20 protein-coding genes are annotated in these 26,146 nt (G+C 39.2%); all 20 read right to left on the reverse strand.

Annotation, left to right across the window (positions count from 1 at the left end; translation table 11 throughout):
* Positions 1-105: 105 nt before the first annotated feature.
* The 20 genes from RHO15_10005 to RHO15_10100 all read right to left on the reverse strand — a co-directional run bounded on the left by RHO15_10005 (position 106) and on the right by RHO15_10100 (position 26,122).
* Complete coding sequence (locus RHO15_10005; GenBank protein WVD63780.1) at positions 106-1,776, reverse strand: filamentous hemagglutinin N-terminal domain-containing protein; 1,671 nt, start codon at positions 1,774-1,776, stop codon at positions 106-108.
* Positions 1,777-2,405: 629 nt separating this feature from the next.
* The gene (locus RHO15_10010; GenBank protein WVD63781.1) at positions 2,406-4,130 is read right to left on the reverse strand and encodes a filamentous hemagglutinin N-terminal domain-containing protein; all 1,725 of its coding nucleotides are present in this window, start codon (positions 4,128-4,130) and stop codon (positions 2,406-2,408) included.
* 701 nt (positions 4,131-4,831) lie between these two features.
* Positions 4,832-6,502 carry a filamentous hemagglutinin N-terminal domain-containing protein gene (locus tag RHO15_10015; protein WVD63782.1) on the reverse strand — a complete coding sequence of 557 codons (1,671 nt, stop codon included), beginning with the start codon at positions 6,500-6,502 and terminating at the stop codon, positions 4,832-4,834.
* A 455-nt stretch (positions 6,503-6,957) separates the two neighbouring features.
* The gene (locus RHO15_10020) at positions 6,958-7,953 is read right to left on the reverse strand and encodes a hypothetical protein (protein WVD63783.1); all 996 of its coding nucleotides are present in this window, start codon (positions 7,951-7,953) and stop codon (positions 6,958-6,960) included.
* A gap of 19 nt (positions 7,954-7,972) precedes the next feature.
* Positions 7,973-8,899 carry an ACP S-malonyltransferase gene (locus RHO15_10025; protein ID WVD63784.1) on the reverse strand — a complete coding sequence of 309 codons (927 nt, stop codon included), beginning with the start codon at positions 8,897-8,899 and terminating at the stop codon, positions 7,973-7,975.
* Between the two features lie 10 nt (positions 8,900-8,909).
* On the reverse strand, positions 8,910-10,280 hold the full coding sequence (locus tag RHO15_10030) for a hypothetical protein (GenBank protein WVD63785.1): 1,371 nt from the start codon (positions 10,278-10,280) through the stop codon (positions 8,910-8,912).
* Positions 10,277-11,056 (reverse strand): outer membrane lipoprotein-sorting protein, encoded by a 780-nt coding sequence (locus RHO15_10035; protein ID WVD63786.1) that lies wholly within the window; start codon positions 11,054-11,056, stop codon positions 10,277-10,279. The genes RHO15_10030 and RHO15_10035 overlap by 4 nt, the downstream gene beginning before the upstream one ends.
* 8 nt (positions 11,057-11,064) lie before the next feature.
* Positions 11,065-12,375 (reverse strand): FtsX-like permease family protein, encoded by a 1,311-nt coding sequence (locus RHO15_10040; protein WVD63787.1) that lies wholly within the window; start codon positions 12,373-12,375, stop codon positions 11,065-11,067.
* A gap of 2 nt (positions 12,376-12,377) precedes the next feature.
* Positions 12,378-13,031, reverse strand: a complete 654-nt coding sequence (locus tag RHO15_10045) for a hypothetical protein (protein WVD63788.1) — start codon at positions 13,029-13,031, stop codon at positions 12,378-12,380.
* On the reverse strand, positions 13,015-13,722 hold the full coding sequence (locus tag RHO15_10050) for an ABC transporter ATP-binding protein (protein WVD63789.1): 708 nt from the start codon (positions 13,720-13,722) through the stop codon (positions 13,015-13,017). The genes RHO15_10045 and RHO15_10050 overlap by 17 nt, the downstream gene beginning before the upstream one ends.
* Complete coding sequence (locus tag RHO15_10055; protein WVD63790.1) at positions 13,706-14,722, reverse strand: hypothetical protein; 1,017 nt, start codon at positions 14,720-14,722, stop codon at positions 13,706-13,708. Before RHO15_10055 ends, RHO15_10050 begins: the two co-directional genes overlap by 17 nt.
* A gap of 19 nt (positions 14,723-14,741) precedes the next feature.
* Positions 14,742-15,959: a beta-ketoacyl synthase N-terminal-like domain-containing protein gene (locus RHO15_10060; protein ID WVD63791.1), complete on the reverse strand. Its 1,218-nt coding sequence runs from the start codon at positions 15,957-15,959 to the stop codon at positions 14,742-14,744.
* Positions 15,952-18,516 carry a beta-ketoacyl-[acyl-carrier-protein] synthase family protein gene (locus tag RHO15_10065; protein ID WVD63792.1) on the reverse strand — a complete coding sequence of 855 codons (2,565 nt, stop codon included), beginning with the start codon at positions 18,514-18,516 and terminating at the stop codon, positions 15,952-15,954. The genes RHO15_10060 and RHO15_10065 overlap by 8 nt, the downstream gene beginning before the upstream one ends.
* Before the next feature lie 131 nt (positions 18,517-18,647).
* Positions 18,648-19,808, reverse strand: coding sequence for an aminomethyltransferase family protein (locus RHO15_10070; GenBank protein WVD63793.1), 1,161 nt, complete (start codon positions 19,806-19,808; stop codon positions 18,648-18,650).
* Positions 19,809-19,839: 31 nt separating this feature from the next.
* Positions 19,840-20,124, reverse strand: coding sequence for a phosphopantetheine-binding protein (locus RHO15_10075; GenBank protein ID WVD63794.1), 285 nt, complete (start codon positions 20,122-20,124; stop codon positions 19,840-19,842).
* A gap of 20 nt (positions 20,125-20,144) precedes the next feature.
* Positions 20,145-20,693: a 3-hydroxyacyl-ACP dehydratase FabZ family protein gene (locus tag RHO15_10080; GenBank protein WVD63795.1), complete on the reverse strand. Its 549-nt coding sequence runs from the start codon at positions 20,691-20,693 to the stop codon at positions 20,145-20,147.
* 3 nt (positions 20,694-20,696) lie between these two features.
* Positions 20,697-21,452, reverse strand: a complete 756-nt coding sequence (locus RHO15_10085) for an SDR family NAD(P)-dependent oxidoreductase (protein WVD63796.1) — start codon at positions 21,450-21,452, stop codon at positions 20,697-20,699.
* Positions 21,453-21,476: 24 nt separating this feature from the next.
* Positions 21,477-21,845 carry a holo-ACP synthase gene (acpS, locus tag RHO15_10090; protein WVD63797.1) on the reverse strand — a complete coding sequence of 123 codons (369 nt, stop codon included), beginning with the start codon at positions 21,843-21,845 and terminating at the stop codon, positions 21,477-21,479.
* 16 nt (positions 21,846-21,861) lie between these two features.
* Positions 21,862-23,511, reverse strand: a complete 1,650-nt coding sequence (locus tag RHO15_10095) for a ShlB/FhaC/HecB family hemolysin secretion/activation protein (protein ID WVD63798.1) — start codon at positions 23,509-23,511, stop codon at positions 21,862-21,864.
* 67 nt (positions 23,512-23,578) lie between these two features.
* On the reverse strand, positions 23,579-26,122 hold the full coding sequence (locus tag RHO15_10100) for a filamentous hemagglutinin N-terminal domain-containing protein (protein WVD63799.1): 2,544 nt from the start codon (positions 26,120-26,122) through the stop codon (positions 23,579-23,581).
* Positions 26,123-26,146 lie beyond the last annotated feature (24 nt).

Consider the following 26,146-nt stretch of genomic DNA (forward strand, 5'->3'; position numbering starts at 1 on the left):
GTTTTTATTGAATATCAATACTATGAATATAGATAAAATCATTATAAGAACGGTTATTAGTCTGATGATAATATCTCTAATCATTTATATAAAATTGTAATTAGCTCAATAAATATTATTAATATCAAAAAGTATGCCACCCTTCGCACTTATACTACCTTGTGAGTTATTAAGTGAATTAGCTTTAATTTGTAATTTTTTATTGGCCTGTAATTTACCATTTTGATTATAGACGCTATTTTGAATCTGTAGGTTAATATCACCTTGAGAAATTGTTTGACCATTGGCGTTTGTAAAACCAGTAGAGGCTGACCCAGTAGTAATATCAATCCCCCCACTACTACTTCCCGCAATGATTCCTCGAACGCTTTCATTTGGCCCATTTAGTTGGACATTATTTTGAATCGTGTTGTTATTGGTGATAAAACCATTAATCGAGCTTAATTTGACACGTCCGAATTGTGCCCTAATCAATCCGCCATTATTATTAATCTTCCCATTAGCCGATATAGTAACATTATTACCAGCATTAATTGATCCTACTATGTTATCGACGGTAGCAGCATCTATATTAACATTCATGCCTTGGATTGTTGCATTATTATTCCTCAGGGCACCTTTGGCTGTTTGTATATTAATATTCCCACCACGAATATTAGCCTGTGATTTCTCGCCAGAGTTCTTCAAATAACCATTATTAGTATTAATCGTCATTTGATTTCCTGAAGACAATTGACTATCAATATTCGTCACCGTACCACTATTAATATCGAGATTTCCGTCAGCAGAAATTAGCGCATTATTAGAGTTAGCTAGTGTACCTAGTCCATTAAGCACGAGTTTAATATTTTGATTACTCGTGATTTTACCGCCAGTATTAGTAAGTTGATAATAGACATTTGCATTAATACTACCAATACTTTTTATATTCCCTGTATTTATAAGGCGATATTTGCTATCAATATCTAAACCAGCGCCACCCGCTTCAATTTGACCTTGATTTCTGATACCCTTTTTATCTTGATTACTGAGTAATATTATTTTGTTGGCATACATCCCGCCGAGTTCAGAAATATCAATGTTATAATAGAAGTTAGAGTTTTTAGATGTCGGATTCAGTGTTTGAGTAATTTTATTATTAAGGTCAACATAGTTATTACCCGCGACAACATAAATATCTTTCGCCTTTATAACTCCGGTAATATTAACTGTTTGCCCGTGTAGCGCTAAAGTTGAGTCAGTACTTAAACCACTATCACTAATGGTGATGTCACCTCTGGAGACACTATACCCATTTAATTTATTATTTTGGGTATCTACAAAACCGGTAGACAATGTCACATTATTAGCATTAATAAATCGGCAACCACCGCAAATAATACCTGATGGATTAGCAATGATTACATTCGCTTTTGTTCCTGCAACCTCAACAGTTCCACGTATTCTTGAATAAAAACCCGAATTTACTTCATTCAAAATAACCTTAGCCGTACCATTTCTTAAATTAGCATTGCCCATAATCTGATCGGCTATCTGGGTAACTGCACCGATTTGACTGTTATTAAGAATTACACCTTGAGGATCAACATCAAATTTACTATAAACATTGTGGGAAAGTCCGTTTGCATTAGGGGTATTGATATTAACTACTTGTACCCCTCTAACATTTGAACTCGAACCATTGTTAATGATCACATTAGCATAAGTTGCATGAGATAACGGGAGCAAGAGAGAAATAACGATGGGATTAAATACCTTATAATATTTTTTATTCATAAAACCTCTAGGGAAAATGTCAATTTAAGATAATGATAAGAAAAATAAAAAATTAAGCTATAAACACCATAATCAGGACGACATCAATTACTTTGCATTGAAAAAGGCAATAACTAATTATTAAATTAGTCCTTAGCATTATACGGAGAGCTTAAACTTAGGTTTCTAATATATTTGAGGTGAAATAACAAGTCAAGATGATTATTTTCTAAAAATTTAAATTAAACATACATTCATATTTTATATCAGATTTTTTATGATTGAGGCTTGGTATATTAAATAAGAGGAGTTTATCGCTAAATATTGAATACTAAGCAATTATAAATAACTAATCCAGATAAAAGTAAGCATTTACCCGTTGTTATTTTTCAGTTAACTTTACATAAAAATGACAATAAATAATCATTTTAGCGATATAGCAATCGTGCTTTTAAGAGACTGGATAATCTGAATGCTCATTTTGAGCCTTTGAAAAGCATATCGACGTAACTTATCTCATCATATCCACAAAAGAATAATCAAACCTAAGCAGTGAAAACATCATAAAATAGAGTACTATCTTACAATGATTCACTACAGATAATTAATCAGTTACGCTCGCCCTTCGAGCAAATACCATCATATTTAACTTAATTAATTACAATACTGCCGCCATTTTGTATATCAAGGTTAATACCTCCATTAGCCGTAATAGTACCGCCTTGACTATTACCTAAAGTATCAGTTTTTATACTCAGTTTTTTACCTGCAGATATTTTACCATTTGTATTACTGACCTCTTTGCTAGCTTTGATATTTAAACCACCTAAAGACATAACTTGACCAGCAGCATTATATAAACGATTAGTTGTAATATCAATGTTACCATTACTATTAGCTACCACGATACCGGTTACGTTAGGCCTATTTAGATCAGTCCCGGTTTGTTTGGTCGACATATTATCGATAAGACCATTGGTCGTCACTAATTTCACACTGCCTAATTGAGATCGAATAAGTCCATTTCGGTTAAGAATATCACCAGTTGTGGTTATATCGACATTTTGTCCTGCATTAATAATACCATTCGTATTATCGATTGTTGTAGCGTGAGCGGTGATAGTAAAACCCTGAATAAGACCACCTGTATTTTTTAAATAATTGGTGTTTAAAACAATATTTCCCCCATTCAAGCCATTGGTTATTAACTGACCTGAATTTCTCAGTAAATTATTGTTAGTATTAATGTTTAGATGACCGAGACCTGTAATACTACCCGATTGATTGTCTACATCGGCACTATTGATATTAAGATCGGAAGATGCTTTAATCTGACCATTATTAGAGTTGGTGAAAACACCTACTTTGGGCCCGCTAACAAGTGAACCGGGTACACTCATATTCGGCTTACCTCTTGTTGTATCGATATTAATATCTTGATTACTAATAATTTGTCCACCCTTATTTAAAAACCAATAACCAGATTTTATGTTGATGGTACCTTGTGTATTGATGGTACCTCTATTATCAAAAGAACCTTGAGTATCAATTTGCAATCCTAAATTATCGGCAACAATTGTACCTTTGTTGGTAACACCTGCTAGCTCCTCGGTATTAACGAGCATAATTTTATTTGCATACATACCACCTAACTCTGAAATATCAATACTATAGGTATCATTCGCCAGACGATATGGTCCGGACACAGTGCGTACTACGGTGTTATTAGCATCAATATAGTTGTTACCTGCAATTACCGTGATATTTTTTGCGGTAACTTTCCCCTTAACAAATACATTGCGACCCAGTAGCGCAGTTGGAGAATCACTATTAAGTCCTCCGCCTATCTCACCAATAGTTATTTGTCCTTGATTTACCGTATAACCTTTTAATTTTCCATTAACAACATCTGGCTTACCTGCGGTTAATGTCACATTATCCGTATTGATAAATCCACAACCATAACAGGAGACACCTGATGGATCAGCAATGATAACACTTGCTTTATTGCCCGCCACCTCAACCATACCCGCTAAGCTTGACCCTCTCGAACCTTGAACTTCATTTAAAATGACTTTGGCTGAACCATTTGATAAATTAGCATTACCGCTAATCTGCCCCGCTAATGTTGTGTTTGCGCCTTTCGGGCTATTATTTAGTATAATCCCTTGTTTTTCAACTTGAAACTTACTATAAATGTTGTGGGAAAGACCATAACTATTCGCTCTGTTGATATTGACGACTTGTACATTTTTAGTTGTTGTTGTGCTGCCATTTTTCATTACTACATCGGCATGTGCCAGACCAGAAGAAAATAAAATAGAGATGACAATTGAATTGAAAATATGGTAGTTTTTTTTAGTTTTATTATTCATATAACCCCTTAAACAGAATATGACTTTTAGTTTATTATTATATAATGATGATGGGATGATAGGATGAGCGTATAATCAAAAATTGAATGATTGAACTTAGCCCTAATATATCATCATCAATAGTCAAAGCTTATTGAATGGCCTGCTGTTATTCAAGTATCACGCTAGTAATGAAATATAAAACGCTTTTTCTTAATCTCAAACAATCATTAGGTAATCAATAAACTTAACACCAAAGGATTAGCTTATCGGCTAAATTTGGAGTGCGTTACTATATTTGAGCGAAAATATCATGTCAAGACTCATGCTTTTCGATATAAAAAAAATTTAAGTTTTTTTAATGTATCTATGAACTATTTTTATTACCAAAAGTGTAATAAAAACACATCGCTTAGTTCAGAAGATAACACCCAGTTATTACGTCATTATTCACTTCATATTTCTCAATCAGAGTGAAGATTTAACTTATCGAAAGGTATTCTTTCAACATATTTCTTACATACAGCATTTTGTAGCACTAATAAATTTAAATCTCAGCCATAAATGAAGATTAAGTTGGAAGTTTTGGTAATACTTAACGAGGGGTTACGATGACAATGCAATAGTTAGCTCGATTAATATGAATAAACGTTATCGAACTACTAATAGTGATAGGATAAAATAAATTCATATTAGATGATAGATCGATGATTTTATAGAAGCTACTTAATGACTAATTGATCCTCAATAATATTGAGATTCACACCGTCGCTTGATGTGATAGATCCTTGTTTGTTATCGAGTGGATAGGCTTTGATATTTAATTTTTTGCCTGCCTGTATTCGCCCACCTTTATTGTTCATCCCTTTACTCATTTGCACATTAAGATCACCCAGAGAGATTATTTGTCCCGTGGTATTCTTTAATCTAGTGGCTGTCATATCAATGCCCCCTTTGCTACTTGCAGCAATAATACCGAGTAAACTACTCGCATTGACATTCACCGATGCACCTTGCTTGGTGACCATATTATCGATAACACCCTGACTCGACACTAATTTAACGCGTCCTGATTGAGATCGTATTAATCCATTGGTATTGGTGATGTCGCCTGAGGTTAAAATTTGCACACCTTGCCCACCATTAATCACGCCATTTGTATTATCGATAGAAGGCGCTAAGATCGTCACGGAATAACCTTGAATAGTGCCACCAACATTGTGAAACTCGCCATCCTTGCTATGAGTCACCTCATCATCAGCGGCATTTACAACGGATTTATCTCGATCGTACGCTATATTCGCACTTGCAGTCATATCGGGTTGGTCGGGGGATTCAGCTACGGCTGCAGCATTTGCATCAGATTGCTGAGTTGGCGAAGAATAAACCTTGATTGATGATAAGGAAGCCGCCGATACAAAGCCTATCGGTTGATATGACGCTGTATCATTATAGCGAGGTTGATTATAGGATTCTTTATCACGCACGTTATCAAGGTGATAGTTTGTTGCCGATGCTATCTCATTGGTCTGACTGCTCACTGGACTAGTGGAAAAAGTCTCTTGAGTGGCGAACAGCGGGCTCAAGTCGCTCACATTCATCGTGCTACTATTTTTGATACGGATAGCATTTTGAGTATCGGTGGGCTCGGTTTTATCAGCAGGTATAGCCGTATTTATGGTCAGGCTATTCGTTTGAAGTGATTGGGGGCCAAGTCCCTGAAGCGTCCGCGTAACCTGATTATGAATATTCATATAATGATTACCTACGGCGATAGTCAGCTCATTAGCGTCGACTTTACTGTTAATAACCACAGAATGCGATAGCAGGGTGGTTGATGAGTCGCTAGTAAAACCAGCACCATCAATCTTAATCACGCCCTGGCTCACTGGATATTCCATCAACTTTTTAGGGTTTATATCTAGATTTCCAGTACTTAGCGTCACACTATCAGTATTAATAAACTGACAACCATTACAATAGATCCCTGCTGGATTAATAATGATAACACTCGCTTTATCACCAATAACCTCTATCTTACCCTCAATATTTGACCACGTTGAAGACTGAATTTCATTTAAGATTAGTTTAGCTGAACCGTTGGCCAAGTAGCGATTAGCACTAATCTGCTCAGCTGACTGGGTATTAACATTTTTCTGACTATTATTGAAAATAAGGCCATCTTCACCCACATTAAACTCACGATAAATATTGTGAGAAACACCATCAACATTCGCCTCATTAATGTTAAATACTGGCACATTTTTAGTCATTATGGTATTGCCATTGTTCAACACTATTTCTGCATAACTTAATCCTGAACAAAAGAATAAAATCGAAATTGTGACTAAATAAAGAAGACGGAAATACTTTTTAACGTGCTTATTATTCATAAAGCCCCTTAGAAAATGAATATCACGGTTAGTCTATTCACAGTAATGATGAAATGAGCTTTTAAATAAAATTGGTACTATTTCATTTTCGCCAATACCGTCATCATCAACAATCAACGTTTATGGGAAAATATGAGACTGAGACATCACTATAGCGGCCAGATAAACCTCGCTGTTTTCAACTCAGGTAATAGCTAGTTCATCCATAAACTCAATACTTCAGGTTTAACTTGATAGCTAATCTTATGATGTAATTTACTATATTTGAGCCTCAATAACATGTCAAGATGAATGTTTTCAATAGGTTGAAAATATCCAATATGATGAGATGATCAATCCGGCTGCCACTCATCATTCGATAGAATCCGTATAATCAGCCATCATCCTAAATCACATAGGCAGTTTGAACACGAGCGCATAGTTAGTCAGCCGTAACATCACAACACAGCGACCAGCTATCCCCCTCTCTTTTGACACTCATCAAAGCGCAAATACATATCACATGCCATTAAAAAATCGCTATGCCAACGCCAATAAAGATGTAAGAAGTGATAGCCAATACAGGGTAAAAAACAAAGGATAAAATAGCCTTCAAAATTGAAAATCACATTAAACACATGCAGTAATACACTGACTAAAATTATCCAAAATAATTCTACTATCAACAGTAACACCATCCGGCTTATCATCGATTTTGCATACATAGTCGGCCATGGAACAGATTGAGAAAACAGCAGATCTATCTCTTTCAAAAAAACTCGCCCCAAAAAAATATAGCGCTTTGACGATAGAGAAAAGAACTGGTTGATTGCCTGAACAATCATACACAATATCCACATCGCAATGATTAATTGTGGTGAAGTGAACCCTTGTTCAAGCGAAAATGCCGGTTGATATTTCAATGGAATCACCGATAATATATTGAGCATAATGATAAAAAATAGAGAATAAGCCACGTATTGAGACATACTTTTAAATCTCGGGCTACAGGAAATACTCACTAGCATCTGTCTAATATAAATACGTCTTAAAAAACGGATAATCAGCAAAATATAGCATAAAGATAATATCAACAACGACACCAGACTATAAGCACCGGAAAGTAAGGTTAAACAACCTTTCACAATTATCCAGAATATACCAAACGAAAATAAGCTCACAATTTCCGGTCTTGAGAGAAAAATCGCGATGGTTGAGAAACGCTGTCCGCCAAAATCATTGACATCAACGCGCCCAACGCCCCAACTATAAGCCCAATAAGCTTGCAATTCATAAATAAAATTAAAGAGTAATAGCGCTAAGATGCCACCGATTAAGCCGCTATCATTGGCTGTGATTGAAAAGGTACTGTTTTTCCAATAAAAACCAAATACCAAAAGCACAATCAACGATACCATCAGTTGCATCCGTTTATCGTGAAAACGAATAAAAGTGAAATAATCAGGAATCATATCATACCTACTTATTAAGCTAGAGATCTTTACAATGTAGTGACATTGCCGGAGAAAAAGTCTCAAAATCACTCAATAGATTGCGCAAATAAGGTTTATTGCTGACTTCAATCAAGCATAGTGAAGATGAGGACGCCTGTACTAATAGTTGGTTCATACTTGTTCGCCACTGTACAGTATGTGTTAAATGCAAAGCTAAATTGTCTCTGATCTTTTCGGGCAAAGTCTCAGTCATACCAGTGACATTCATCCATAATTTATGTTGTGGTGATTGAATCTCAATCGTCGCTAAAAAATCACGCATTCGTTCAATCCCGTCTTGCATTAAACGGGTATGCCAAGCACCACTTACCGCTAATTTAGTCAATAAAATATGGTTATTCATCAAATAACTCGCCATTTCTCGCAGCGCCTGAGGTTCACCACCAATGACTTGTTGACGATTGCTATTATCACAACTCACATCAACCGGCAAATTCACCTGACCAATTAACTCAACAAGCCGTTGATGATCGATCCCTTTAACCACCTGCATTGTACCTTTATTCACCTGGCTTAATGTATCCATCAACTGAGCGCGAAAATAAATACAGCGGAATAGATCTTCTAATGTTAACACGTTGGCCGCATATAAGGCCGCATATTCACCCACACTATGACCACAGACACCAAAGATCTCATGTTCAGGCCGTTTTTCACGATATAAATGAAAAAGTGTCACATTGATTGCGGTTATCGCAATCTGTTGATGTAGCGTGTGGACGAGTTTATTCATCGGCCCTTTTAAACATATACGGCGAATATCAATACCTGAAATATCGCTGGCACAGTCCCAAATCACTTTGCTTTGGCTATTACTATCCCAAAGATCTGCGCCCATACCTATCGTTGGATTACCTTGGCCTGCAAATAAAAAAGCCACGGGTTGTAAATGATTTCTATCCATATTAATAACCTTAAAGATGATATTTAAAACCGAAATAGACACCAATATTTTCGCCAAAGAGCCCAAACTCTGAATCGCGACGCCCTAAGGTGCTATTCAAACCGGTATAGATTTCTACTTTACGTTCAGTACTATCGAGTATCTGGCTATAATTAATATTCATAAGCACACTTTGATCACGCAGATTAAGCACCATATAACTTTGCAAACGAGCGTGAGAATTTAGCTCAATACTAGCATAACCATTAAGATAATGTTTACGCTGAAAGTAGCCCTGATTTGAGATATTATCGATTTCCGCCGCCATTAAATATTGATAATCATCAAATGCTTTGGACAGTGGTTTAGAGTACATTTTTTGATTGAAAAAATGGATTAAATTGACCTGTTTATCCCACTGGGTTTGTGAGTAACCTTCCCCCTGAAAATAGTACTCGAGACCGAACTGGCTGAAATTATCTGAGGTATATTGCATACCCAGCGCCAACTCTACACCTGATTTTTTATGCGTTTGATAGAGTGATGTTGGAAATTGATAACCCATCGCCTGCGCGGTATATTCGCTATCGAGATGTCGCCATTGCTGTTTAGCGTGATAAGCGAGCTCGCTGTTTATCACCCACTGCGATGACCACTGATAACTATTACTCAACGCCAGCGATCCAAAATGCCCCAATTTTAGATTAAGTGAAGGCGTATTCTTTTCAAAACGATAGTCAGTATAGGTGAACAAATAACCTTCCGCCGCATTGGTGCGTTTGATCGCTGACCAATTGCTGGCAGAAATATACCGCTTATCTCTCTGCGCCAATTTCGGCACAACCACCAAAGATAAAGTATAATTAGCTGTTTCTGCTATCAGCTCTGAACGCCAAAAAGTCGGCATATAAGCCTGTTGTAACGTCGGTTCATAAAATCGACTTGATTTAAAACCAGCATAGTAGCTATTGAGTAGATTTGCGGGAGACTTAAGATAAAATAGACCTGGATTGAAATGGTGTTTACCCACTTCAATTCTTACCTTATCAGATAGTTGTGACGATACATTTAGCTGGTCTATCAATAACTTTATCTGATGATCATCCCGTTCAAATTGTCCTGCCGCTTTATCCGAAAAATTCGCTAAACCATAAACAGCTATATCAAGCAATAATTTGTCCGCAATTAACGCGCCACGCTGCTGATATTTCACAGCTAAATCAGTATAACGATTATGTCGATTATACGGCGCTTGTCCGGCTATCTGCCATAGTGGCGCTTGACGATTTATCGATGAGCGCTGTAAAAATAAAGTGATATCAGGGCTAGCCAGACACATAGCTTGCACATTATCCAGCAAACAAAAGATAGACCAAAAAGATAACAAAGACCTTAATTTCAAAGGCCACCTCGCTGAATATACTCTTTGGTAAAATGAGATAAAGGTAATGACTCAAATCGAACATCACTATAGTACATCACTGAGTAATCTTGACCATATCTGGCATCGATCACCACAATTTTTGATGGCCGATACAGACCTAACTGTAGTTGATAATCCTGATAAAGAACCTCTTTCATTAATTTATCATCTAAGGAATAGTAGGCGGCTTTGTAGGGGCGGTAACTGTTTTTTTCAACCCAATAAACGACCTTAGGATAGGTAACTTTTGACGATTTCCGGACTAAAACCAACTGATAACACTGAGTATCGCCACAAGCCGCTTCACCAGCTAGAGTTGAGTCATAAGCATACTCAAAATTAGTGACAATCACATCGCCGTTTGAAATCTGCCCCAATAATCGCTGTGAACGAGAAATGCTTATCGGTCTACGCAAATCAGGCGCATAAAACCATAGATCATACCAGTGCGATAGCATGACCTTACCTTTATCTCTAGCCGGGTAAACGAATCGCACTAAAGAACGTGCATCCGCATCTTGCCCCTTTTCAGGTTTTAAAAAACGCATTGAGATATCTAAAATCTGTTTATTTATCGGCTGTTTTGCACCAGCCTTATACTCCATGATCGTCACGGTGTAGCGAAAAGGCTGATTAGGTGAGCGAATCTCATCTGAACGCTCAATAATATCCAAGGCCCGTTTGTCACTTTGCGACGCTGCCGTCAAACTCATGAGCAGGCTGGCCATAAATATAAGTACGTGCGTTATTTTCATGTAATCCCTCATGCAAATTTAAATGCATCTGCAATATTCAATTTTGCCGCACGCAATGCCGGTAAAATAGACGCAAATGAGGCGGTGAGCATGGGTAAGGCAAAGGTAACCAGGATTAACTCAATACTATCGGTTTTAATAAAAGCGATATAACCTTGAGTCTGGCCGGGTGAAGGTGGCATGGCAATACCTTTTAGATTGATCAGCGTGGCCAAAATAAAACCAATAATGAGGCTACCGATCCCTCCGATCAAACCGATAAAACTACCCTCAAGAATAAATAGTTTTGTCACATGCCAGGGTTTAAGGCCTATAGCTCGCCAAGTCGTAATTTCTCGGGTACGTTCAATGATGCTCATCGTCAAGGCATTACTAATCATGAAAACAACTATCAAAGCAACAATCACTTTAATAAAAAAATAAATACCCGATAGTAATCCATCGACTTGACGATAAAAAAGTGATAATGATTGCCAATCTTTGATGACTAAGGGAAGCTGTTTTTGAGCAATATAATGTTGTAATTTATCGATAAAAATAGCTAAATCAGACTCATTATGTAATAAAATGACCACTTTATTCACGCCAGCGGTATCCATCATTCGCTGCGCCGTTGTCAATGGGATTTTTATCGCTACATCGTCGTAATCTTTAATCCCTGACTCAAAAATACCCCGTACTTTTAATGACAGCGCTCCTTGTCCGCCTTGAGTATTAATCACTAGTAAATCCAACCAATCACCATACTGTGCATTTAGCGTTCTAGCTAAACCACTACCCAGCGTCACTTCAGATAACTGTACACGAGATAAATCGCTTCCGGTGATCAACTGATCAAACGCGCCTAGTTTGAGTGCGGGCAAAGGTTCAATACCGATGGCTGAAAAATAACTCGCTGTCTCTTGCTCATATTGCGAGACGATGCCACTAAACTCTAACTGACCAGAAATAGTATCGATATAGTCGGATAATTCAGGATTTTCAAGTATATTGGTTTTGAGTTCTGCATAGTTATCAATAATGCTTTTGCTTTTATTTGCCGTATCAAAATAGGCTTGATGATAGATTTGCAGATGACCAACGTTGGTTCTCACCGTCTGCTCTTTCAATATCCAAAAAGAGTAATTAATAAAACCACCATAAATAAAAATAGCAACCCCACCTAATATCATGGCGGTAATTATCGATAACGTTCGCCTTTTATGACGAAATAGATTTAAAAAAGCAAACTTAACATCAGAGATAGCGCTTACCGTACAATAAACTAAGTACAGTAATATCATCACGATAATGACACTAATTAACATCAATCCATTCATATTTATTCCCCTTTCATTAGCGGCATCATTATCTGCATTATTTCCGCCATCGCCCACGCTGGAGATCTATTCGGTTTAAGCTGTAATAATTGGCTAAACTCAGCATCATAAGGGGTGAGCTGAGTTAACCAGGCTTGCGCTTGCTTGGGTAGCCGACAATTATTTAACGCCCGATACCGCATATAATTAATCTGTGCAGCTAGAGCCTGACTTAAGGCGGTTTTGGTATTATGTAATAACTCAGTATCTTGCAAAGTAATAACGCAGCGCCCGAGTTTAGCGGGTAAATAGGCATCGATTCGGGCCCTTAGATAATGAACGCGGAGATCGTCAGGATGTAAATCAACCGCTTCGTCTAAAAAGAAAAAACCCAACTTTGCATTTGCCGCAGCATGTACATAATCATTACGGGATTGATAATCATCGGCTTGCTGTAATAATCCATAGGCATAAAAAATCAGTGCCAGAATTTGATGCGAGCTTTGATATTCGGCGTATAATTGCTCCGTTGTTTGAGACAGTTCCTTAAGATCGGCTGGAAATCCCTTTTCGAGCACCGATGCTAATACTGATGGTGTGGTTGCCTGTACGGGTGAAAAGAGTATCAACCAAGTCGAAATGATCGTGACAAATAGGATTTTATCGTATCGAATCATAAACTAATTCTCCATCTTGAATTTCTATTACACGTTTGGCCCGATCCTTGAGCTGAGTTGAATGTGTTGAAACGATAAATGTTGTCTCTGTTTGCTGATTGATTGTCTGTAATAACTCTAAAATATCCTCTCCGGTCTTCATATCTAAATTACCGGTGGGTTCATCGGCCACCACCACCGCTGGTTGATGAACTAACGCCCGGGCAATGGCAATACGCTGCTGTTGACCACCTGATAATTCTCCCGGCTTGCGATGCATCAATTGACCCATACCGACACGATTTAAATAGTCGCGCGATAAGGCCTGTGCCTGCTGTTTGGTATGATAACCATTTAAAATCAAGGGATAATAGACATTATCAAACGCACTTAGCACCGGTATCAGATTAAAAAACTGAAAAATGAAACCCAGATGTTGACTGCGTATTGTCGCCAATTGATTCTCATTCAAATTAGCTAACGATTTATTCATAAAGAAAACAGAGCCAGAAGAGGGGTTATCAAGCCCGGACAAAATATTAAGCAAAGTACTTTTACCGCTGCCAGAAGGTCCACACAAGGCAACGAATTCGCCTTTGGCAATCTCTAAATGAATATTTTTCAGCGCATCGATCGCCTGCTCACCAAAGCCATAGCGCTTGGATATATCGATCAAACCGATTGCTGGCAAAGCTTTAATTTTTTGTACCATGATCGCGACGCGCTCCATAATCTGAACAAACTGAATCAAAATAGTGATAGCCACCAAAATTATCAGGTACAATTGTTCGCATCTTACCGGTTAGGTTTTGTTGCTGAAGATAGATCCAGCTTAGTGCCGGTGAAAGATGACCACTTGCACCATATACATCAACCAGATCAACCGTGCGAACGCCCTGTTTTTCTCGGCCTATTAGCTGCTGGTGTAGATGGCGATTTTTACGCAGCCCTGCGTAAGCAAGCCAGTCCAAATTAGTCGTCTCACCGAGAAGTTCTTGATAAGCTGCAGGATGGTGATCAGGCATGATATACTCACCACAATTGATCTCCAGCTCACTTTCGCGTTGACTAAACACAAAACAGCCAACCCGTTCAATACAAATATTCGTTTGGATTGACGGATATTGCGCTTTATCTTGTTTATCAATCGGTCGATCCTCTTCAGAAAACACCAACACCGGCACAGCCCGAAACGCGGAACATATCACAACAAAATCAAATACATCCCATGCCAAATACTGATCAGCCATGATCATCGCCTGCATCAAAGACTGCTTCTCGCTGCGAACTTTACAGCTAAAATCTCTTGCTGAAAACTTTTGGATCAATAGTCTGGGAGCCGTATTTATTGTTGTCATCGATAAAGGCGTCATTGCTGCTTCGAAAACACCAGACTCCCCCCATGCATCAGTATAGATAAAAGCCGTTCTAGATCGGGTTAACGCCATCCTTGTTTTATCAGTAAGCTGATTAAATGCAATCTCTGCCGCCTCATTCATTGCGTCAATATAAGCCTTAATATCCGGTTTTCTGAGTATCTCTCTTACGTACCCAGTTTTACTCATACCAAACCGCTTAAAAGCCCAGGCATTGGCCTGAGTCGATTTCAATGACAAGTTATACATATGCGATTCCCAGGCATTGAACCAGGAAGGATAATACATATGCAGGTTATCATCGGGCTCGGTCATCGCAAACGAAGATAAATACATCTTTTTTCTCCTTGCTGTTTTACTCAATATCCCTATCAAACATCACAATACTGACCAATGAACCATCTAAACCGAGGCCATATTTCAGTAAATACTTTTTATCGTGTTTAATCACACCTTGATTAACTAACACATGAGGTACCATCCCTTCATTAATCTCAGCATAACTGTGTGGTGAAATTAATTCTCGCTGACGCAGGGAATGATAGCCAATGATTAAATCAATGATGCCAGAACCCGTTGCGGTATATCCCATCAGTGCTTTATAAAGTAAAACGGGAACTGTTTTGTCGCTAAGTAATGGCACAAGTGCATTAATCTCAGGTTTATCACTAATTTGTGATCCATTACCATGAGGTATGATCGCGCATAAATCATTCAAGGTTACGTTGGCCATTGCCATTGATTTATGAATAACTTTGAGTAAAGATGCGGTAAATTGGGGCATATCATTACCACGGCTGACACTATTTTGCATAAAAGCCGAAACCAGTTTTACGCCCTCTTGCCCTTGACGCGCGTTGAAATGTGCTTGGTTTTCGAACAATACTGCACTAAATCCTTCTGAACCGAACACATTATTATTCTCTTTACCAAAAGGCTGTACTGCGGTGTCATTATCCAGCTTAAGACGAACCCCCATAAAATTGACATCTTGGGTTTTTATTTGAGAACAGTTGACCACGAGTACCAGATCTAGCCCCCCTTTCTCAACGCCTTGAATCGCCAGATGCACACCGGTCAAAGAGGAGTTGCTCGCGCAGTCTATATTGGGCGGTAAATAGCGTAATTGGTATGCTTTAACCAGCTGAGCGGCCAATTTATCTTGAGAAATTTTTGTGGTATGTAAATTTTTCAGCCCAGATTGGCGTTTCATATCTTCTACATCGCTATGATCATAAAACGCCGCATAATCCATTGCATCGGCTCGTGGACCGAGCCCAGTTAAATAGACCCTAACATTTTTTGAAGCTAATGCTGATTTAGCTACACCAGCACGACGCAACGTGTTATCGATTATTTGACAAATCATCGCAAAGACGTCATAACGTTCATCACTGAATTTGGCGACCGGTTGATTCACCGCCAAACCAAATTGCTTAACCGCTCTGTCAGAACCAAACCAGTTGGTCTTATCAGCGACTTTACTCTGCTTTAGATGGGAGATTAACTGCTCATAATCTTTAGCATAAGCTAAACACAAATCATAGCCTGTAAGCATGGCGACGTTATTCACGGTCAGATCCTTTTATCACAATGGCGTAATAATTACCGCCATCGGAAGCGCCTAGTAATAACACATGCCGTATTGTTTTATGTAGCGGTGTACAGACAAAATTGATGCGGTTATCAGCATAGGTCTGCGTATAAGGTATCGCCGCAATCGTCTGTTTTTTAATACAATCAATGACGATGGCTAAATTCATGAGTGCAGCACAAGACTCCACAAAGCCAAAATAACCATTGTAGTTCACAACAGGTATCTGAGGGTTTTCTGTCACACAAGTTTGATAGATAGCTTCAAGTTCCGTCTGAACGCTCAATCCAGCACCACTACTACTACCACAAACCAGATCAATCTCTTTGGCGGTCAGGTTGGCATCTTGTAAAGCACGGCGAATTGCTAATACCATTGCTTCAACTTTCTCGCTACACTTTATCGGCTCAAAATAGCTGATACTATTAGATTTTCCATAACCAATAATCTCAGCCTGAATCTCAATTCCGCGCGCCTTTGCACGTTCAACATCTTCCAGTAGTAACATGCAAGCCCCCTCTCCTGGCACAAAACCACGCAGCGACGGACTATATATTTGATAGGTTTGAGCCTCAGAAGTCAGATGAATTTTTCCTATAACCGCATCCATATATAATGATAAAGAAGGGAAGTGTTCATCTGCACCACCAACTAAGACTTGTGGCTGCAACTCCTGACGCACTATCTCATAACCATAAGTCAGCGCACCGAGCGAGGCATTCTCACCCGTTGCTAATGTGGTGGTATAGCCTTTTATCCCTTCTGAAATACCACAAAAGGTTGGAATTGCGTTCATGAGTGAACCGGGAAACTCAGAGGTTCTCACTTTACGAGGATCCGGTTTTAAACTTTGTAAATACTTATAGGTGGTCTCTTGAGGGCCACGTGCCATCCCCATAACTAACCCCAGCTCGCTGCCATCACGTTTAATTTTACGTTTAGCCTGATTTAAAGCAGCGGTTAAGGCGATAAGCGCAAAGGTGCCACCTCGGGTCGCTTTACGCGGATCATAACGACATAAATGTTTACGTGGTTCAAGATGATTTATTTGGAATGTGTTGAAATGCGGTTCATCTTCTGGTCGAGTTTGTCCCATCTGTTCATCGCCAAGTAAGGTAGTGAACTGTTTCGTTTTAATCAATACATCCAACAGTTCGCCAGCCTCGCTGAGCGTATCAGGATAAAATTTAACCTCACTCAATGACACTGGCGGCTGCTGCTGCCAAATATAATCTAGTATCTCGCTTATCGTATGACCAATCGCAGAGATCGCACCAATCCCAGTAATAGCCACGCGTTTAGGTGTATAGTGAGTAATGGGTACGGTAGTAGGTTTGGTACTCACAACTAAACTACAATTATTGCCGCCAAAGGCATAATTATTTTTCATAAAGACATTGATATCTTTATCCCTAAACTCATTCGGCACATAATCGAGATCACAATTCGGTCTTGGCTCGGTGAAATGTATTGTGGGTAAAACTTTTTTCTCAGGCAGTGTGACTAAACAGGCAATTAATTCGACAATACCTGCTGCGCCGATATTATGACCAAAAAAGGATTTAGTTGAGCTAATCATCAGTTTATCGGTATGAGGAAAGACCTTTTTCATCGCAAGTGTTTCGGTCCGGTCATTCGCTTCGGTTCCCGTTCCATGCGCATTAACATAATCAATCTGCTGAGGATTTAATCCTGCATTGCTTAATGCTTTCTGCATAACCTGAACGGCCCCACCAGCACGCGGATCAGGGCCGGTCTCGTGATAAGCATCGCAAGAGGTAGCATAAGACAAAATTTCACCATAGATCGTTGCGCCACGCGCAATAGCATGCTCATATTCTTCTAATACCAGCGCACCCGCCCCTTCACCAATGGACATCCCTGAACGTCCAGAATAAGGGGTACACGCGTCTGGATGCATAACGTTGAGCACATAAAAACCGGCAAAGGTAGGTAGGTAGATAGGCTCAGTACCTACGGCTAACATAGTCTTACTTTTGTTATTTTGGATATAATCAAATGCCATACCAATCGCGTTAGGGCTGGCTGTGCAGGCAGTTGCAACCAGTTCCATGCCGCCCTGAAGACCCAATAAGCTTGCCACACTAGAGCAGCAAGAAGAGAAACCACCAGAATACATGGCTTTTTTTAAACAAAAATCATCGATACGCTGCTCAAACAACGGTAAAAAAGCTTCGGTACCGGCCGAAGAGACCCCAACAATTAAACCGGTTTTCGCCAGCTGCGCCTTATTATCAATAAGTGCAGCTTGGGTCAAGGCGTCCCGACTGACTTTATACGCCCACAGCGCAGCATTATCTAAGGAAGAGATGATCTCATCTGATAATTCGGCATAATCGATATCATGTAATACCTCTGCGGCTCTGGCCTTATCAAACCAAGCTGAGAAACGCTGGCTATCCGCGACACCACAGGTTTTATTAAGTAATGCTTGTTTAAAGCCGTCAACACTATCGGCCAAAGAGGATAAAATCCCCATTCCGGTGATAACGACACGCTTTCTTTCTATGTGCATAAACTGATCTCCACTGATAACAATATCGTTATGAGTGCGAAAAAGCGCAAGCCAATACGCCAGTACTGACACGTAGCAATATCGCAAAAATAACAATGATATTGTTATACTTCCTTGTCATTCAATGGTACTTATAGTGAACTTTTTGGTTTTGAGTCATCGATATAACTATGTTCAGTCGGACTCACCAGTAAACTAAAATTATGCAAAAATGGCATGTTATGTGTCCTGCTGGCGACCTTACCAAGTACAGTATGAATATCAAACCCATCAATATCACTATAAGCATAATCGTTATCAATCAATGCTAGAATGATGTCAGAACGAGATGCAAACGAGTAGGCACTTTTTACAATGATGCCAACCTCTTTATCGGCAATCATCACTTTATCACCCAGTGCTATACCGCTACCAGCTGATAGCGGCATCATACCAACCAGCCTTCGTGTTGCGCCACGACTGGCTTTCTCACTAATGGCCGCTTTACCCACAAAATCCTCTTTATCGTACTGCACCGCCCACTGCATTTGCAGTTCAACTGGACAGCGTGAAAAAGCTTGATAGGTATCGGCATCCCAGCATGGATTTTCGACCCGAATAATCTTTTGATAATCTAATCCACCTGTTTTAAGATTAAATGGCTCGCCAAGAGTTAATAACTGCGTCCATGTTGATGCGAGCTGAGATTTTTCACCGATCAACAGATAGGCAAACTCGCCATGTTTTCCACATCGAAAGACCATCAAACCATCATCTGTATTCATATATTCGTGATAGGGCAAACCAACAATATCAAACCCGTAAACCTGTGACAAAACTTCCCATGAGTAAGGGCCTTCCAGCAACAAAGCGCCCCAAGCTTCACTATCCATTGACGCAATATCAGGCTCTTCTTGAATATCCAACGCGGTTTCTGTGGCTAAAATCGAATTGAGGCGTTGTATAATCACCTCTGCAGATAGATTTTCGGATAAAATATAGTAACCTTCGTCGGTGCAAAGCACATAAGCATCGCCAAGAATAAGCCCATTTTCATCTAATATTAAGGTATAGAGTCCTTGTTCATCCCGAATTATCGAAATATCCGCTGAGACCAGGTGATTGACAACAGACCAAGCATCATCACCATTTACTCTGACTATCGATAGATGAGAGTAGTCGACCAGTAAAGCATTTTCTCTTACCGCTTTATATTCAATTTCAGGTGTATGGTAACAAGATGGAACCTTTTTACCGTTATAGCGCCCCATAGTCACATTCTGTTGTACATGAAGATTATAAAGTGCTGTCATCTTAAATTCCCTTTTAAGTTAAGTGATATTATCAATGTTTTTTTCTATTTTTAAGGATGAAGGAGGTCAGGCTATTGATACTTCGCATATAACCAGGATCATCGCTTTCACTGACCTTAATACCAAATACTTTATCAAGCAGTACAACGATCTCTGTTGCATCCACTGAATCGAGTTTCAACCCATTACCGAACAATGCAGTATCATCATCAATTTGTGCTGCACTTTTGGGAATGTTAAGTCGCTGAATAATTTCAGTCTTAACGATATGCAAAACTGCCTTACGCTCATTGATTTGTTGTTGCATCCTTTCCATTGTTTACTCCTTATTTATTGTTATGTTACTTCTCTAAAATTAATTATTGTCCCTTGGCTGATCAGTTTTTTACCGACATGAGCAGAAACTGAATAGTGCATAAAACCATTACTATCTGAAAACGCCAATTTACTGGTCACCTCAATCGTGTCGCCAGGATAAGCCGCTTCTTTAAATTTTAAATTTTGCGATGCCAGCTTACCGCGCACTTGAGAGCGGCGCTGACGAATAATATCTAACATATTCTCATCATTGATTTTGTTATAGATATCCCGTAATGAGACTAAGGTTTCATCATATTGCTGATGATAAATCTCACAGATATCGCTTAAAAAAGAGAAGTACTCACTCGCTTGACCAAAAATTTCTGAGATAAGTACCCCTGACATAATCGGATCTTCTGGAAAATGACCCGACATATAGGGTTCGTTATAAGTAACATGTTTGACCACCCGAATGTAACCACTATGACCATATTTAAAATCATCAATACGATCGACCATCATTAGCGGTTGGCGCCAGCCCCCCATTTCTAAAAAAACCTTTGGCGGAATAGAATATTTAGCCATAAGTCACCGCATCACTAAACCACCATCGATTACGATGGTCTGTCCTACAATATAACTAGATGCTGACGAGCTTAAATAGACGACGGTATTAGCGATCTCCTCACAGGTTCCTAATCGTTTTAAAGGAATGGATGCCAGTACATCCCGCACAACGGTACGAGAGACTTTCTTGACCATCTTAGATTCAATCATACCAGGAGCGACTGCGTTAACTCTAACTCCCCTTGGCGCCAGTTCAGCCGCTATCGTGCGCGTAAATGCCAGCAAAGCCCCCTTTGAGGCACTATAATTACACTGCCCCACACTGGGAATAATTGCAGCAATTGAGGCAACGTTAATAATGGTCGGTTGGGCAGCTGAACGTAATAACATCAGCGCCGCTTTAGTTAAGCGAAATGTATTACTTAAATTAGTCTCAACAACGATATCAAAATCCTCTGTACTCATGGCAGCAAACAGATTATCTTTGACAATGCCAGCATTATTCACCAGTACATCAATTTTTTCCACCGTATCAGCTAGTTGATCGATAAGCTTCATCATCGCGGTAGAATCAGCGAGATCACACTGTAAAATATGTAAATTATCCCCTTTGGGGTGTAGTGTTTTCAGTGCTAATAAGTCAGTATCATTCGACTTATATAAAGCAAAAACTTGACAATTTTGCATCAGAAATTGTTTACAAATAGCGAGACCGATATCTCCACTTGCACCTGAAACCAAAACATTGTGACCATTTAGATCTTGATATTGATACATAGCGACACTCTCAATAGTTAACGTTTAAGCAATGATTGCAACGGCTATCGCATGGGTGCGACAATGAGAAATACTCAATGAAATTTCCGTTATCTTCTTCTCATCAATCACCTGTTTTAACTTTCCTTTAAGATTAAAATATGGACAACCCAGTTCATCATGTATCACTTCAGCATCGTGAAACAAGATACCGCAACGAAATCCGAGACCAACGGCTTTAACTATGGCCTCTTTTGCGGCCCAAAAACCGGCTGCCCGCTCATAATTAAGCTCATCCAAATTAATACTCAGACGCTCTTTTTCAGTAAAGACACGCTGTAAAAAAGCGTTATTATGGCGAGATATCGCCATTTTTATGCGTTCCACTTCAACAATATCGGTACCCACAAACATGATCTTTTCCTACCGGTTATAGCTGATATGACAGATTAAAATTCAGGTTCACTTTATCTACCGATAAGTGATCTGGATACATCAGCGGTGCCGATACAGATACATCATAATTTAGTGCATAAAGGCGACCACTTAATCCAGTTGTCGTACCGAGCAATTTAGATCGTTCATAATCACTATTTTTATTCCAGACTTGACCATAATCGAGCCCCAAATACCAGTCTATGTTCTTAAAACCGGTACTGACATTGAGTGTATTTTGTAAATAAAAACCACTATCACCATTAAGGCCAGGGCTATTTTCAAATCCGCGTACACTCCAGCGGTTACCGATTGAAAACTGGTCTTGTAAGGTTAATCCAGCGGGGGAATATTGCCCAGCCACCCTGAATTGATAATAGCCATCAAAAGGACTCAAATTGAGATATTTCAAATAATTTAAATCAAGATTAAGAATATGGCTGTGTGGGCTAACATCGCCACTTTGCATATCAGCGGTTTTTTGGGCACCAAACCACTGCACAAAACGCTGATACATGAGGGTTGTATCAAACATAGCGCCCATAAATTGTTGTTTATAATTAAGCCCAAAGCGCACATTCGTCATATTGCGTTTTTGTAGTACCAGCTCAACATCTTCTAGTTGATAATGAGCTTTTCGTCTCAGGAGTTCAGCGCTTAACGCAATTTTCTTATTTTGATCACGATAGACGGTTCTTGAACCTTTAAAATTTAAATAGGTATTTCGGCCTTGATAGTTAAAGTCAAGCTGTGCGAGATCAAGTTTTTGTTTCGATTGACTTTGACTGTAAAAAAACTCATATTCCCAGTACCCAAAAGGGATAGCGTAATAAGTACTCACACTCTGATAGCCGCCTTGTCTATTTTGAGCTTGGGTCGTCCCGGACAGATAAAAAAGATCACTGAGCCGCGCTAAGTTATAAAGATATCCAGCGCCATTGGCCAGAATCTTGCCTGTACTTTCATCTCCCCAATTATTTAACCATAAACGACTATTCCAGCGTGTCGACTGGGTAATGTTTATCACAATATTGCTATAACCGTCACGATTCCCTGGCTCGACATTGATTTTTAATGCATCGACAGGAATACGCTGTATCAATTCAAGTCCCTGTTCGATATCTCTTAAATTCAAAATATCTTCTTTTTTGAAGGGTAACACCCAATCGCGAACCGCTTTATCTTGAATCAGTATCTTTTCAATTCTACCTGGCACGACTTTTAAGGTTAATGTTTTTGTCGTTAAATCCTGTGAAGGGATCTCAATCCGGGTGGTAATATAGCCTGCGCTAATCAAATAATCTTGCATCTCTGTAGCTAATTTTTTGATACCTAAAACGCCCAAACAGCGCCCAACACCACGCTGGGTGAGTACGTCTAAGGCGGCTGGTTTTAGCACATTATTCTCAATCACAATCTGATCAATGATGAAACAGTTTTCTTCTTTTGGCAGTTCAATCGCGATCGCTTTTGGTGTATCAATATTAGAGTACACATCGTTTTTCTCTAGATTATTTTCAATTCGTGTACTTCTATCAATATCTTGTTGATTTTTAATCAACTGCTCAAAATTAACTGCCGCAGTAACCCAAAAGGATTGACTGAGTAAGATGGATATAAATAAGCAATTGATATTAATCTTCATAATTAATTCTATCTATTTAATCAGAAATAAAAGCAGCAACATCCTGTTGCTGCTATATACATAACGATTACTTAGTCAGGCCGTTCACTTTACCGTTACCAGTAAGCGTACCATTAACAGTGAGCTTATTCGGCCCTGATAATGTACCTGAATTAGCAATACTAACAGCACTAATCGTAGCTGTATTTTGGCTTCCCATGCGACCTAGATTAGAAATACGTCCCTGTGATGTCACTACCGCATCGTCAATACCGGCTATCAAACCATAGTTAGTAATCGCGCCTTTCGTATTCACATTGAGCTTCTTATCCGAGTAGATGGTATTGTTGTTAGACAAAGTACCACCTAAATTAAGCGTAAGACTCTCCACACCGTTGAGCCAGCCATAATTATTGAAATTATTCGTAATATTTAAAGACAAGTTCTTGTCTGAAGAGATGATGCCTTTGGCGGTATTTCTTTCCATCGAACCATTACCTAGCAATGAAAGTGTTCCAGTCTCAATGGCTAAATCACCTGCGGCATAAATTGTAGAATAGTTAGCATTGATACTTGTCGCTTTAATCGACGAAGAACCCACACCGCCAGACATGATGGCGTATTGATTATCTAAACGTCCAGTCAATGCAATCACTAAAGGACCACCATTTTCAGCCACTAAGCGACTACTATAGTTGTTGAGATTTCGTGCGGTAATCTCAACACCTTGCTTACCAACTAATCCGCCCTCTTGATTTGGCATCCCCAAATAAAGGCCATAACTATCCCGAAAACCTTTACTGTTTGAGTTAATAATATCGTTGGTGGCAGTCATTTTTAATTTGCCTTTAGCAACCATCAAAGATTGATCATTTTTGATATCAGTAGCAGTAATAGTGATATTATTAGCGTTGACGATACCGCCATGAGTATCTACTTGCTTAGCATTAAGGTTAACATCACCATCTTCAGAGACAATAACGCCTATCTCATTGGCAAATTTACCATTACCTAAGTCAATCGTAATGCCCTTACTACCAGTCAGACCTGCTTGAGCATTATTAAGATCTTTTCCTGTAATAGCGACTTTTTGCTCTGAAACAATCTTACCTTTGATATTATCGATTGAAGTTGCACTATTTAAGTTAAGATTACCCGCTGAGAGCATTTGACCGCCTGCATTGGTGATCAAATTAGCGTTAATCTCTATGCCCCCTTCCCCAGCGACAATACCTAATGCATCAGCGCCATCACCACTTGCTGATTTAGTCAAGGTATTGGTAATCGTGCCTTTGGTTGCATCGATTTTGACATGACCAGTTGCCGAACGAATAAGTCCACCATTATTATTAACCCGGCCCTCACTTGACAGATCAACATCGCCATAAGCATCCATCGTACCTTTATTGTTATTTATCGACTTAGCACTTGCTCCGATATAATAACCTTCAATCTGGCCATTGCTATTATTCAATTCACCAGTTTGTAAAGCAACCACCGCGCCGGCGATGCCGACTGTTTTACCTTTACCTGAATTGGTGAGAACATTACCGTTGGTATTTATCCCTAAAGTATTCGATGCGGCCATACGCCCAGCGGTATTATTTAGCGCTCCACTACTAATAAAGACGTTACTTGCCGAAGAGATATTGCCTGCCATGGTGTTATTTAGCGCAGCTTTATTGGTATCAATATTGATATCCTTATCAGCCATAATCTTACCCGTCACATTGCTCAGCGCTGCGACAGTTTTGATGTTAATCCCACCGGTTGTTCTCATCGTACCCAAATCATTAACCAGTTGTCCCTTACTATCAATTTGAATACCGCCTGTTGCAGCAGCAAATTCACCTTGATTACGAACGCCAACGCCATTTTCAGTACTGATTAAATTAATTTGATTGGCATACATACCGCCGAGTTTAGCCACATCAATACTGTAAGTACTTCTCGCACCAGTCGCAGTAACTGAGCCGGTCACAACATTATTGGTATTAACATAGTTATTACCTGCTACAACCGTAATCTCTTTTGCTTTGAGCTTGCCATTAACCACCACTGAACGCGCTAAAATTGCCGTTGGAGAATCCGTATTCAGATCTTGGATGGTAATTTTACCGCCGTTCACAGAGTATCCCTTCAACTCTCCATTTTGAACATCCGGTTTCCCCGTGGTTAAGGTCACGTTATCCGCATTGATAAACCCACAGCCACTACACGTAATGCCATTTGGATTGGCAATAATCACGCTGGCTTTATCCCCTGCGACTTCCATAAAACCGTTGAGTGAACTGGCATTTTTAGATGTAACTTCATTCAAAATGACTTTAGCGGAACCCGTGGTTAAGTTAGTATTACCGGCAATTTGTCCCGCTAAGCTAGAGTTGGTTCCATTCACGCTATTATTAAGAACAAGCCCTTCTTTACCCACATTGAGTTTATTGTAGATATTATGAGAAATCCCGTTAGCGTTAGCACCATTAATATTTACAACCGGCACACCGTTTACGGCTGTAGTTGTACCATTATTAATCACAACGTCGGCATAAGCTAAGCTCGATAGAGAAAGCAAAATGGATGTAGCGATTGGATTAAGCGCCATTAAACGCGCCTTATGTTGTTTATTTTTCATATAGCCTCTTTGAAAATTAATACT

The organism is Orbaceae bacterium lpD01, assembly GCA_036251705.1.
Lineage (GTDB): Bacteria > Pseudomonadota > Gammaproteobacteria > Enterobacterales > Orbaceae > Utexia > Utexia brackfieldae.